The sequence below is a fragment of the Microbacterium sp. 2RAF4 genome (genome assembly GCF_052115285.1).
GTDB lineage: Bacteria > Actinomycetota > Actinomycetes > Actinomycetales > Microbacteriaceae > Microbacterium > Microbacterium oxydans.
This window is the reverse complement of sequence record NZ_JBFRGI010000002.1, coordinates 1,518,424-1,529,535: the sequence shown is the minus strand read 5'-3', so window position 1 is coordinate 1,529,535 and position 11,112 is coordinate 1,518,424. Positions and strand designations below refer to the sequence as shown.

Here is an 11,112-nt window from a genome sequence, read left to right as displayed (position 1 = left end):
CTCCGCGCTGAGAAGGGATCGTCTCCGTTTTCGCCGGCGGCCCTGCGGATGTCAGAGTGGTGCGACGATGTCCTGCTTCACGTCCCACTCGGTGACTTCCTGAATGCTCTCGATCTTCTGGCCCTCGACCTCGGTGGAGGCGTTGGCGGCGAGCACCGCGTAATCGCTCGTGACCTCGAAGACCATCGCGACGCTGGTGCCCTGCGCCTCCGAGGTGCCGGTGAGGAGGAACACGTCCTGGCCCAGACGCGTGCCCTTGCCGGTGACGGTGTACTCGCCGGAGAGCGTGTCGGCCACGCCCATCGGGTCGGACGCGTCGACGGCCTTCGCGGCCGTGCTGAGCGTGCTGATCTCCTGGTCGGTCGAGTTCTCGTCGGCGACCTGCCACTCGCCCGTCGCGGACTTGACCCATGCGTCATCGCCGATCACGATGACCGACCCGAACGTGGTGGTGGTCTCGACCGCGTCGTCGGCGGGGTTGTAGCGCGTGGTCGACTCCATGCCCAGGGTCGTCATCTTCGCCGAGAAGCCGGCGGTGTCGGTCATCGCGGCCGTGACGCACTCCGCGAGGGTGGCACCGTCGATGGTCGCGCCCTCCTTCAACTCGGGGCAGTCCGTCTGCGGTGCTTCCGCCTCCTGCGAGGCCCCGGCGCTGGGCTTCTTCTCGGCGGTCGAGTCCGAACCGCTTCCGGTGCATCCGGTGAGCAGCACGGCGGCGGCGAGCACGACGCCGACCCCCCATTTGTTGACGCGCATCGCGTCCCCCCTCTGGTCGAGTGCCCGATGACCGTCATCGGGCACTCTTTCCAGCATGCCAAACACCCCAGGCGTTCCCGTCACCACCGACCGCTGTGTCGGGGTCTTGTTCGCGCCCGCACCGCTCTTCCGCTAGACTGTCGAGGTTGTCTGCCTTGCGGCGTCCATTCGGGATTCCAGAGGCGGGCACGTGCACACACCCTCCTGCTCCCGGGAAATTCCCGAGAGCCGTTCTAGTCCGAAGGAGGTGGGTAAGTGACGCACCAGTACGAACTCATGGTCATTCTGACCCCCGAGATCGACGAGCGCCAGGTCGCACCTACGCTCGACAAGTTCCTGAAGGTCATCACCAACGATGGTGGCTCTATCGAGAACGTCGACATCTGGGGCAAGCGCCGTCTCGCCTACGAGATCCAGAAGAAGACCGAGGGCATCTACGCCGTCGTCAACTTCACCGCGACCAGCGCCGCCACGCAGGAGCTCGACCGTCAGCTGAAGCTGAACGAGCAGATCATGCGCACCAAGGTGCTCCGCGCTGAAGAGGCTCAGGCGATGATCGCTTCCGAGGCCAAGCGCTCCGAAGAGAAGGCTGCCCGCAAGGCCGCCAAGGCTGCGAAGGCCTAAGTCTCATGGCCGGCGAAACCGTCATCACCGTGGTGGGAAACCTCACGGCCGACCCCGAGCTGCGCTACACGCAGAACGGGCTGCCGGTGGCGAACTTCACCATCGCATCGACACCTCGGAACTTCGACCGTGCCGCGAATGAGTGGAAGGACGGCGACGCGCTGTTCCTCCGTGCATCCGTCTGGCGCGAGTTCGCCGAGCACGTGGCGGGTTCGCTGACGAAGGGCATGCGCGTCATCGCGCAGGGCCGTCTGCGTCAGCGCTCCTACCAGGACCGCGAGGGCAACCAGCGCACCGCGATCGAGCTGGAGGTCGACGAGATCGGCCCCTCGCTGCGGTACGCGACCGCGCAGGTCACCCGTGCGGCCTCGACCGGCGGTGCCGGCGGTGCCGGTGGCGGTGGACAGTCTCGCCCCGCGCAGCAGCAGGTGTCGGAGGAGCCGTGGTCCACGCCCGGCTCGTCGACCAGCGCGGATGCCTGGAGCACTCCGGGCAGCTTCGGCGACGACACCCCGTTCTGAACAACTTCTGGATCCGGCCCGCACGGCCGGCATCCGCTCATCACTAAGGAAAAACTATGGCTGGAAAGTCGAGCGGCGACCGCCGCAAGCCGCGGAAGGGTGGCAAGCCCACCGCTCCCGCGAAGTCCATCCGGGTCGGTGTCATCGATTACAAGGATGTCGCCACCCTTCGCAAGTTCGTCTCGGAGCGCGGCAAGATCCGTGCCCGTCGTATCACCGGTGTCTCGGTGCAGGAGCAGCGTCTGATCGCCACGGCGATCAAGAACGCGCGCGAAATGGCGCTCCTGCCCTACGCTGGCGCCGGCCGGTAAGGGGTATCGAGATGGCAAAGCTGATTCTCACGAACGAGGTCGCCGGGCTCGGTAGCGCCGGTGACGTGGTCGAGGTCAAGAACGGGTACGCCCGTAACTTCCTCATCCCGCAGGGCTTCGCTACGGCGTGGACCCGCGGTGGCGAAAAGCAGGTCGCTTCGATCCAGGCCGCGCGTCAGGCACGCGCGATCCACGATCGTGACGACGCTGTCGCACTGAAGAACGCCCTCGAGGGCACCAAGGTGCGCCTCACGGTCAAGGCCGGCAAGGAGGGTCGTCTCTTCGGCTCCGTCAAGACCGACCACGTCGCGGATGCTGTCGCAGCCGCCGGCCTGGGTTCGATCGACAAGCGCAAGGTGCACATCCCGTCGCCCATCAAGGTGACCGGTGAGCACGAGGCGACCGTGCGTCTGCACGACGATGTCACCGCAGTCATCACGCTGCAGGTCATCGCCGCCAAGTAAGCACACGCGGCAAAGCCCCCTGTCCTTCGGGACGGGGGGCTTTCTGCATCCTCGGCGATGAGGCCGCCTCAGAGGTCGCGGCCATGCACGGGTCTGGCATTCGCCGGGGGCTCCCCGACCTCGTCGACGGTGTGGCCGGTGCAGGCCGCCGCTGTCACGCTGGCCCGCTCGACGCGCGAGACGGCGAACCACCGCATGGCATCGCGCAGTCGACACCAGCCGACCAGGTACCACCGCCCGCCTGTGGAGGCGAACAATACGGGTTCGACATCTCGGGTGGTCGTGATGCCGTCCCCCGAGGTGTAGCGGATGCGCACGACACGCTGCTCGGACATCGCCTCCTCCAGCGCCGACCGGACCGCGCGCGACGGCGACGGGGGTGCGTCGACCCAGACGCGGTGGGCGAGCTCGTCGGCACCGGCGCGGGTGCGCGGGTCGAGGACGTCGATGATCTTGCTCACGGCGGCTGCGGCCAGATCGCCGTACGGAGCATCCGGGCTCGCCGACACGGCCGCCATCAGGGCCACGGCCTGCGCGGGGGAGAGGGTCACGGGTGGCAGAGATGCGCCCGCCGCGAGTCCGTAGCCCCCACCCGGGCCGGGTCGTGACCACAGCGGCGCGCCGCTGCGCCCGAGAGCGGCCAGGTCGCGCTTGACGGTGCGCACGGAGACCTCGAACTCGCGCGCCAGACGCTCGGCCGACACGCCCCGCGAACCGCTGCGGCGCAGCATCTCGGACAGGGCATGCAGGCGCTCCGCACGCTTCACGGGTGGACCATCACAGAATTCATGACATAGATGGTGACACACACCTGTCTGCCGTGCAGCGCAGGCTGGTGGCATGACACACACCACGAGCAGCCCGACCATCCTTTTCATCGCCGGACATTGGCTGGGGGCGTGGGCGTGGGACGAGGTCCTCCTGCACCTGGACGATGACGTCATTCGCGCGTCCGCGATGACGCTGCCCGGCCTCGACGCGGACGACCCCGACCGCTCCGCGAGGACCCTCGACGACCAGACGGAGGCGATTCGCGAAGAGCTCGTCCGACTCGGGGTGTCGGCGCAACGGCGCGCAGTGATCGTCGCGCACAGCGGTGCGAATGCTCCGGTCAGCCTGATCCTCGATCGGCACTCTGAGCTGGTCGCGCGCGTCGTCTGGGTCGACTCGGGACCGGTCGCGTCCGGGAGTGTCTTCGCCCCCGACCTGCCGCCGGAAGTGGTCGAGCTTCCCCTTCCGCCCTTCGACGTGCTCGGGCAGCAGGCGAGCCTGGAAGGACTGAGCCCAGAGCTGCTCGCCCGCTTCCGTGAACGGGCCGTCCCCGAGCCGGGCCCCGTGCTGCGCCAGCCCGTCGAGCTCGTGAACGACGACCGTCGTGCCGTACCCACCACCCTGGTGTGCTGCTCGATCCGAAGCGGTCAGGTGCGGGAGCTGGCTGACGCGGGTCACCCGATGTTCGCGGAGGTCGCCCATCTGAAGGATGTCGACATGATCGACCTCCCCACGGGGCACTGGCCCCTGTGGAGCAGGCCGGGCGACCTCGCCGATCTGGTCCGGGCGGCGGCCGCCCGGACCAGCTGATCGAGTCGGAGCGTCACTCGCGCTCGGCCGCGACCTCGAAGATGTCGGTCGGTGTCTCGGCTGCCGCGGCACGGCGTTCCTCGCGTCGTGCGCGTCGCTCCGCGCGCTTCGCGATCCGGCGGTCCCGGCGGCGCTCCACCAGCGTGTAGAGGATCGGCACGAGCACGAGCGTGAGCAGCGTCGAAGACACGAGCCCGCCGATCACCACGATCGCGAGGGGCTTCGAGATGAACACCCCACCGCCGGTCAACCCGAGGGACATCGGGATCAGGGCGAACACCGTGGCGGCCGCCGTCATCAGGATCGGACGAAGGCGCAGACGGGTGCCGTGCTCCACGGCGTCGTCGAGGCTCGCGCCCGCCTCGCGGAGGCGGTTCACCAGGTCCATGAGCACGATCGCGTTCGTCACGACGATGCCGATCAGCATCAGCAGTCCGATCAGAGCGGGCAGACCCATCGGAGTGCCGGTGAGGAGCAGCCCGAGGATCGCCCCGGTCGCCGCGAACGGGATCGAGATGAGCAGCACGAGCGGTCCGCGGAAGTTGCGGAACGTCGCCACCATCACCAGCAGCACGAGCACGATGGCGCCGAGCATCGCCAGACCGAGCTGGCTGAACGCCTCGTCCTGCTGCGCCGAGGCGCCGCCCTGTTCGAAGGTGACACCCGCCGGCAGGTCGGTCTCGGCGATGGCTCTGTCGATGGCCAGTCCGGCGGCGGACAGCCCGCCCTTCTCCGGCGTCACCGTGAGCGTGACCTGGCGCTCTCCATCGGCGCGTGTGATGGTCGGAGCCGTGAGCTCCTCCTCGACCGTGGCGATCGCGGCGAGCGGGATCGCGGTGCCGGTGACCTCGGCCGCCGCCTTCTGCTCGGCCTCGGCGGCCTCGGCCTCGGCCTGCTGGGCCGCGGCGTCGGAGCGGCTCTGACGCAGGGCCTTGATCTGCTCGTCGGCGGCCTGTATCCCGGACTGCGCGCCCTCGATCGCACCCTGGAGCGCGGCGAGCTGCTCTGCACGCTCCGTCTGCGCCTTGAGCATGGCCTCGTCGTCCGGGCTCAGCGGATCCGCCGGCACGATGGGTGCTGCCGACAGCTCGGCCAGCTGCCGGTTGAGGGCGCCGATCTGACCGGCCATCTCCGCGCGCTGCTTCGTGGCGGTGTTGATCTGCGAGTTGAGTTCGTTCTCCGCCTTGACCTTGGCCTCGTTCGCCTTCGCATCGGCCTTGGCCTGGAGGGCGTCCGCTGCCGCTTTCTGCGCTTCGGCAGTCTGCTGGGGCGTGACCGGAAGCATGATCTCACCGAGCTTGTCGGCCGTGCGTGCCGATCCCGGCGTGCGCACGACGATGTCGCGCTCCTGGCCCTCGTACATGAGGGTGCCGACCGTGATTCCGGAGAGCGCCTCCTGAACGGCCTTGGCGATCATGGTGCGGTCGAATCCGAGGCGCGTGGCCAGCGGCTCGTCGACCTTCACGCGCAGCACCGGCTGCTCACCGGACAGCTCGCTCTTCACGGAGCGCACTCCGTCGGCGTCGGCCAGCTGCTTCTCGAGCAGGTCGCTCGCCGTCCGCAGCGCGGTGGGGTCGTTGCCCTGGATCTGGAGGGCGATGCCGTCACTCGCCCCCGCGAGGGAGGCGTCCTGCGCGGCGAGCTCGATCTCTCCGCTGTCGGGTAGCCCGTCGAGGGCCTTCTGCACCTGTGCTTCGACGTCCGCGACCTCGGCGCCATCCTCCACGCGGAGGTCGTAGGTGATCGAGGTGGGAGTGCCGGGGGTCGGCACCGGGATCGACGTGGTGATGTCGGCGATGCCGTCGATCTTCCCGAGCGCCTTCTCGACGGGTTCCGCCGCGGCGACCAGATCGGTCGTGGCCTCCTTCGGCGGAGTCTGCACGACCTGGAGGCTCGCCTGGCCGGACGATCCGAGGAAGTCCGTCTGGATGAACGGGGTCATACCCAGCGTCACGACGAGCAGCAGGGCGGAGGCGACGAGCGTGATCACCGGGTGTCGACGGGTCGCGTTCAAGGCCGGCATGAATGTGCGCTGCAGGCGATCCGGAGCGGAGTGGATCTCGTCGAGCTCAGACGGGATCTCGCTCTCACGGGCGGGCTCGGCGACGGCGGAGGCCGTCCCGAGCGCTACCGGCGCACCCACCCCGGCGGTAGGACTCCCGTCCTCGCCAGACGCCTCCGACGAGGGCTGCGCCTCCGCGGGGGTCGAAGTCCGGTGCCGGGGTGCCTTGTTCAAGAACCACGAGGCGAGCACGGGCACGATGGTGAGCGACACCACGAGCGAGGCGAGCAGGGCGATCGAGACGGTGACCGCGAACGGGCGGAACAACTGACCGGCGATACCGGAGACGAACGCGATCGGAAGGAAGACCGCGACGGTGGTGAGCGTCGATGCGGTGATGGCACCGGCGACCTGCCGCACGGATGCGACGATGCCGTCGATCGTGAGCGGACCATCACCGCGCCGCCGGGAGATGTTCTCGATCACGACGATGGAGTCGTCGACCACGCGTCCGATCGCGATCGTGAGAGCGCCGAGGGTCAGGATGTTGAGAGTGTTGCCGCTCCACCACAGGCCCACGAGAGTGATGAGCAGCGACAGCGGGATCGAGACCGCCGCGATGACCGTCGAGCGCCATGAGCGCAGGAAGGCGAGGATCACGAGCACCGCGAAGAGCAGGCCGAGACCGCCTTCCACGGAGAGGTCGTGGATCGACTGCTCGATGTAGGGTGCCTGGTCGAAGATGGTGACGAACTCGGCGTCCAGGATCGGTGCGAGCCGGTCGAGCTCGGCGTTCACGCCGTGCGAGACGTCGACGACGTTGGCGCCCTGCGAGGGGATGACCTGGAGTGTGAGGGAGGGCTTGCCGTTGACGCGCGAGATGGTCTGCGCCGGAACCGTCTCGATCGAGACATCGGCGAAGTCGGCCACCGCGACCGCGCCGTCGGGGGTGGGGACGGAGAGCGTCTGGATGTCCTCCAGGGTCGCCAGCCGGGATCCGACGGTGATGGAGAGCGGGCCCTCGGCCGAATCCGCCTGACCGGCGGGGAGCGCCGCTCCGTGGGCCTCCAGGAGCGGTCCGAGTGTGGAGGGCTCGACCTTGAGGCGCGTGACGTCTGCGGTGCGGAGGTCGATCGTGATGCGCTGCGTCTCCTGACCGGCGAGCGTGACGTCGCGAACACCCGAGACGCTCTTCAGCGCCGGGACGACGGTCTGCTGCAGGGCATCCCCGAATGCCTCCTGGTCGCCGCCGGTCCCCGCGCTCAGCACCATCGCCGGCAGGTCTCCCGCGCCTCCGGAGGCCACATTGACCTCGGTGCCGGAGGGGAAACCGGGCTTCAGGGACTCCGCCGCGCTGCGGATGGTGCGCAACGTCTCCTCATCGTCTTCGCCGAAGGTCCACTCGACGAGGACCTGCGCGTCGCCGGTCGCCGTCGTCGAGGTGACGCTGGTCACGCCGGGTACGGCGCGGACCGCCTGCTCCAGAGGCTCGGTGATCGTGCTCGCCATCTCCTCGGGAGCAAGGCCCTGCGACTGCGCCGAGATGAACGCCATGGGCGCCTGCAGCGACGGCATCAGCTCCTGCTTGAGCGAGTTCATCGATATCAGCCCGAGGGCGACGATCGCGAGCGTCGCGAGCGAGAGGATGAGGCGGTTCTTGAGGCTGCTGCGGGTGAGGAACGACATGGCGCGGTGGCGTGCTTTCGTGTGAGGCGCGACGGACGGACAGGCGGACGCGCGGCGGGTGCGGCCGGCGCGCAGGCGCCAGTCATCGGGCCGTACCGGTTCCCGCCCGGTTCCTGCACAGATCGATGAGAGGCGACTGCGCAGCGGCGACACGGTCGATGCTTCGAGCCTGCCGGGTCGACCGCGCCGGGACATCCCCCCGAGGGCTGATAGCGGTCATCCCGCGGGACGATGGTCGGCCGGGAACAGCACGGTTGCGGGAGCGTATGCGGTTCTGCATACGCTCCCGCAACATCGGCTGCGATTGGCTCGAAGACATGAGTGCTCTCCTGCTGAACCCCGCGTCTCGTCGCCGAACCGGCCTCCGCGCGTGACCGCGGTCTCGTCGCCACCGCGGGCGGCGTGGGGAGATGCCGCGAAGGGTCTGCTGATCGTCCTGGTGGTCTTCTGGCACGTCGTGCTGAAGACGTACCTGCAGGTCGATTGGCGCATCGGCATCCCGATCCCCGGTGTCTGGGGACTCGCGAGCGATCTCATCTGGCCGTTCCTGATGCCGTTGTTCCTGCTCGTCTCCGGCTACTTCGCCGCCGGCGCGCTCGCGCGGCCATGGGCTGCCGTGTGGCGACCTCGGGTCGTGCGCTTCCTCTACCTCTATCTGGTGTGGACACTCATCCACATGGTCGCGATGTGGGCGTTCCCCGACTTCCCCACCTTCGTTCCCCGGAGCGTGTCCGAGTTCGTCGAAGGGGTGACGATCAGCCCGCCGAACACCTGGTACCTCTATGCGCTCGCGCTGTACTTCCTCGTGGCCAAGGGGCTGCAGCGTCTTCCGCGCTGGATGCTCCTGGTCGCCGCATCTGCGCTGTCTGTCACGGTCGCCGCCGGCGTGGTCGACGTGGTGAGCAATCGAGGCTCGCTCCTCTACAACCTGCTGTTCTTCCTGGTCGGGGCCTATCTCGCGCCTCGGATCGGTCGCTTCACGGCACGGCCGCGGCGTCTCGCGGCAGGGGTGCTCCTGCTCGCCTACCTTGCCGCCTACGCCGTGATGCGGGTGACGGGCGCGGAGCAGGTACCCGGCGTCTGGCCGGCCGTGTCGGTCGTCGGAGTGGCGATGGGTCTCGCCGTCGCGACCCTCCTCCCGGGGGTGCCGTTGCTGGGGAGAGGGCTGACTTGGCTGGGGCCCCGCACCCTCCCGGTCTACCTCCTCCACATGCCGCTCCTCGTGCTCGCGGATGCCGCACTGGTCGGGCCCCTGTCCGACGCGGGGAACGCCGCGCAACTCGTGGGCGCGCTGGTGCTCCCGCCGTTGCTGACGGGTGCACTCGTGGCGGCCTGCGTCTTCCTCGCGCGGCTCACCGAGCGCGATGGGCTGTCCTGGCTCTGGGACCTTCCCCGGTGGCAGCCCGACCGGAGGAGTGGTGCCGCTCGCCCGCGCATCCCCTGGCGCACTCCGGTGGCGGTGCTGGTGCTCGTCGCCATCGCCGTCGGGCTGAGCGCGGCCGCGGCATTCCCGGCGCGTACGTCAGAGGCGGGGGCTTCCTCTGCGACGCGCTCGGGGGAGGTGAGCATCGGAGCGGTCGGGGACATCCTCCTGTACGACGCGCAGCACGCCGTGCCGGATGATCGCGGCCGGGCGTACTTCGACGATGTCCGGCCGTGGTTCACGGAGGACATCGTCACGGGGAACCTCGAACAGGCGATCAGTGCGGAGACCGGGTACGACAAGTGCGGTCGCAGTGCGAGCTGCCTGGCGTTCCGGAGTGATCCCGATGCCGCCGCCCACCTGCAGGGCTTCGACCTGCTCAACCAGGCCAACAACCACAGCCACGACTACGGCAGGACGGGTTTCGACGAGACGAGGACGCTTCTGCGTGCCGTGGGGATCGACGCTGTGGGGGAGCGCGACGAGATCGTCGTCACCCGCGTGGGGAGCACCTCGGTGGCGATGGTCGGATTCGCGCCCTACAGCGGCTTCAACCGCATCACCGACCTGCGGCACGTGCGGCAGCTGGTTCGCGCTGCTGCGGCGCAGGCCGACATCGTGGTGGTGCATGCCCATATGGGGGCGGAGGGCCCCGGCGCCGACGCGGTGACCCCGGGCACCGAGTTCATGTACGGCGAGAACAGGGGGGACCCGATCGCGTTCGCGCACGCGGCCGTGGACGCGGGCGCCGACCTGGTGATCGGACACGGCCCGCATGTGCTCCGCGGGGCAGAGCTCTACCGCGGGCGTCTGATCGCGTACAGCCTGGGCAACTTCGGGGGCGGGGGAGTGTTCGGCGCTGAGGAGGAGACTCGCTACGGCGCCTATCTCTCCGTCCGGCTGCGGGCGGACGGCAGCCTCGTGACGGGGCGGGTGCGACCCGTGCGGTTCGAGTTCGACGGTGGCGCGCCTCATCCCGACTCGACCGGTCGGGCGACCGACCTGATCAACGAGCGGAGTCGGCGTGACTTCCCCGACACGGCGGCGCTCATCGACGAGGACGGCGTGCTCCGGGTGTCATAGCGCGTCGAGCCTGGCCGAAGGTCGTCGAAGATTGGACGAAAGTCTCCCCGGTTCGGCGTAATGATCCGACCTCCCGCTCCATCTCTCAGTGTGAGGGTTGCTCGGTCGAAAGGGGGCCGGGCATTGCGAGGGGTGAGGGAAATCGTGAGTGGTCGAAGCCCAGCGGATCGGCTTATGGATGAGTTGGAGGTCGAGTGCGGGGCGAGCGTGCAGTGCGTCACGGATCGGGTCTCCGCCATGATGGGAATCGATATCGAAGTGCAGGTTCTCGGGGAGGCGGAATGGCAGGCGACCCCCAGGCACGTACTGGTGGAGGGTGATCGCGCCAGGATCCCCGTCCGGGCTTCCGACCCGCGCTGGTATCGGTTGCATGTGGTCGTCCACGAACTCGCGCATCTGTTGAGCGGAGACTCCCGCTGCACCGCCCTGCCCATGTCGTTCGATCAGCTCCGGCGCCCCGCCCAGGCGCGCGTGCTCATGCACGCGGGTGTCAGCGGCTTCGAGCCGGACGAACCGGGTGTTGACGAGATCGCGGAGCAGCAGGCCGACGTCCTCGCTCGTCGACTGGGCGCCCTGCTCTGAAGCGTCGCGCCAGAGCGCATGAACTGCCCGGGCATCCGTACTCCCGGCCAGTGCGCCGATGACGGACTTCCGGGCGCGA

The 11,112-nt window shown here is 68.9% G+C and carries 10 protein-coding genes; 7 read left to right on the top strand and 3 right to left on the bottom strand.

Annotated elements, in window-relative coordinates; genetic code table 11:
• Positions 1–51: 51 nt before the first annotated feature.
• On the bottom strand, positions 52–756 hold the full coding sequence (locus AB4070_RS11835) for a hypothetical protein (RefSeq protein ID WP_441980264.1): 705 nt from the start codon (positions 754–756) through the stop codon (positions 52–54).
• 255 nt (positions 757–1,011) lie between these two features.
• Between AB4070_RS11835 and rpsF the strand changes: the two genes are divergently transcribed.
• Genes rpsF through rplI form a run of 4 tightly spaced genes read left to right on the top strand, consistent with a single transcriptional unit; the run spans position 1,012 to position 2,676 of the window.
• Positions 1,012–1,380 (top strand): 30S ribosomal protein S6, encoded by a 369-nt coding sequence (gene rpsF / locus AB4070_RS11830; protein ID WP_021201450.1) that lies wholly within the window; start codon positions 1,012–1,014, stop codon positions 1,378–1,380.
• A gap of 5 nt (positions 1,381–1,385) precedes the next feature.
• Entirely contained in the window at positions 1,386–1,901 is a 516-nt protein-coding gene (locus tag AB4070_RS11825; RefSeq protein ID WP_021201451.1) for a single-stranded DNA-binding protein, read from the top strand.
• A gap of 56 nt (positions 1,902–1,957) precedes the next feature.
• Entirely contained in the window at positions 1,958–2,212 is a 255-nt protein-coding gene (gene rpsR / locus AB4070_RS11820) for a 30S ribosomal protein S18 (protein WP_017829850.1), read from the top strand.
• 11 nt (positions 2,213–2,223) lie between these two features.
• The gene (gene rplI / locus AB4070_RS11815; protein WP_045262454.1) at positions 2,224–2,676 is read left to right on the top strand and encodes a 50S ribosomal protein L9; all 453 of its coding nucleotides are present in this window, start codon (positions 2,224–2,226) and stop codon (positions 2,674–2,676) included.
• A 68-nt stretch (positions 2,677–2,744) separates the two neighbouring features.
• Here rplI and AB4070_RS11810 read toward each other — a convergent pair whose 3' ends face one another.
• Positions 2,745–3,443: a helix-turn-helix transcriptional regulator gene (locus AB4070_RS11810; RefSeq protein ID WP_441980263.1), complete on the bottom strand. Its 699-nt coding sequence runs from the start codon at positions 3,441–3,443 to the stop codon at positions 2,745–2,747.
• A 73-nt stretch (positions 3,444–3,516) separates the two neighbouring features.
• Here AB4070_RS11810 and AB4070_RS11805 point away from each other — a divergent pair, with 73 nt between their 5' ends.
• The gene (locus AB4070_RS11805) at positions 3,517–4,257 is read left to right on the top strand and encodes an alpha/beta fold hydrolase (RefSeq protein ID WP_441980262.1); all 741 of its coding nucleotides are present in this window, start codon (positions 3,517–3,519) and stop codon (positions 4,255–4,257) included.
• 13 nt (positions 4,258–4,270) lie between these two features.
• Here AB4070_RS11805 and AB4070_RS11800 read toward each other — a convergent pair whose 3' ends face one another.
• Positions 4,271–7,945 carry an efflux RND transporter permease subunit gene (locus AB4070_RS11800; protein ID WP_441980261.1) on the bottom strand — a complete coding sequence of 1,225 codons (3,675 nt, stop codon included), beginning with the start codon at positions 7,943–7,945 and terminating at the stop codon, positions 4,271–4,273.
• Between the two features lie 370 nt (positions 7,946–8,315).
• On the opposite strand from AB4070_RS11800, the gene AB4070_RS11795 reads away from it, so the two are divergent.
• Both AB4070_RS11795 and AB4070_RS11790 read left to right on the top strand, forming a co-directional pair.
• A complete protein-coding gene (locus tag AB4070_RS11795) occupies positions 8,316–10,451 on the top strand; it encodes a CapA family protein (RefSeq protein WP_441980260.1) in 2,136 nt (711 codons plus the stop codon).
• 174 nt (positions 10,452–10,625) lie between these two features.
• Complete coding sequence (locus AB4070_RS11790; RefSeq protein WP_441980259.1) at positions 10,626–11,033, top strand: hypothetical protein; 408 nt, start codon at positions 10,626–10,628, stop codon at positions 11,031–11,033.
• Positions 11,034–11,112 lie beyond the last annotated feature (79 nt).